The sequence below is a fragment of the Stenotrophomonas sp. 05L44_2 genome, assembly GCF_056665995.1.
In genome coordinates this window covers 1-1,306 of the sequence record NZ_JBFTNR010000932.1, presented here as the reverse complement: position 1 = coordinate 1,306, position 1,306 = coordinate 1, and the positions used below count along the sequence as shown (strand labels likewise).

The window sequence follows — 1,306 nt, the reverse complement described above, 5'->3', positions numbered from 1 at the left end:
GTGCGGATCAATGAGATACGACGCCAGTACGGCGGGAACTGCCAGCAAGTCATTCTGGTCACGCATTCCATGGGAGGGCTGGTGGCGCGTCGTTGTGCGCAGTTGCCTGGCATGGCCGACGTGATCGCGGGCGTGATGCATGGCGCTATGCCGACCAATGGCGCCCCGGTGGCGTACCGCCGATGCAAGGTGGGAATGCAGCAAGAAAGCGCGATGGCCGGCGCGGTGATCGGCAGGACCGGCAAGGAAGTCACCGCCGTCTTTGYCCAGGCGCCCGGTGCGCTGCAATTGCTGCCCACCAAGCGCTATGCATTGGGCTGGCTGCGCTTGCGGGACCAGCACTACGCGCCCGCCATGCCTGCCCGCCCCGAAGCGGACCCGTATGCCGAAATCTATCTGCGCCGTGATCGCTGGTGGGCGTTGCTGCGCGAGGAATGGCTGGCGCCGAAGGGTGGGGTCCCGTTTTTCTGGGAACAATATGCCCGGAACATTGGACTCGCGAAGCAGTTCCACCAAAAGGTAGACGGCGCCTATCACCCCAACACCTATGTGTATTACGGGGCGGACGATAAACAGCCAAGTTTCGAAACCATTACCTGGCAAATGCACCCTGGCCGAGGCTACCCGGAACACCCCCTGGGTGTGCCTCCGGACGCCTTTGTGGTATCCACCATGCAGATGGCGGATGTGCGGGATGAAGGGTCCAGCCCCGTGTACGTGGGGGGCAGGCGCGTTGAACGAGCCGCCGCGCTGAGAGGGGGTTGGCCGACCCAATTCATGGAAGTCAGCCATTGGGAATTGCACTGCTCCATGCAGGATGGCAGCGGCGACGGCACGGTTCCCGTCAGCTCGGGCAAGGCGCCTGCCATGCAGGCACGCGAGGGCCAGGTGCGGGCGCAAGTCGGCGTCACCGGCTTTGACCACGAGGGCGCATTCGGCGTCGTGCAGACGCGGCACTTCACCCTGTACAGCCTGATAAAGATTGCAGCCCAAGCCAAGCGTCCGCTATGCGCCGCCTGATCCCGCTGCTCTGCCTATTGTTGGGGCTGGCCGCTGGCGCGATGGCCCTATTCCACTTCAAGGAGAAGCCCGCCATGACCGCGATCACCTTACCTATGCAGACTTGGTCGGTGGGCAGGCTGTTGATCGAACTTCCCGTCAACTGGGGGCCGCCTTCCAGCAGTCGAGCCATCCTGTATTACGGACTGGGCGCTGATCACAAACGCGTCGAAGTCGATCTGCTGGGGCAGGACATCACGCAAGCGCAATTCGACGAGGCCTTGGCGGAACGCGCACAGCGCATCCG

At 63.4% G+C, this 1,306-nt stretch carries 2 protein-coding genes; both read left to right on the top strand.

Annotated features, from left to right (window positions below; genetic code table 11):
• Nucleotides 1–1,020, top strand: a 1,020-nt coding sequence (locus tag AC1VAN_RS22080; protein WP_480986775.1) for a PGAP1-like alpha/beta domain-containing protein, incomplete at its 5' end; no start/stop codon positions are given.
• Nucleotides 1,008–1,306 (top strand): hypothetical protein (locus AC1VAN_RS22075; protein ID WP_480986774.1); only part of this gene is annotated, 299 nt, incomplete at its 3' end. The genes AC1VAN_RS22080 and AC1VAN_RS22075, both read left to right, overlap by 13 nt.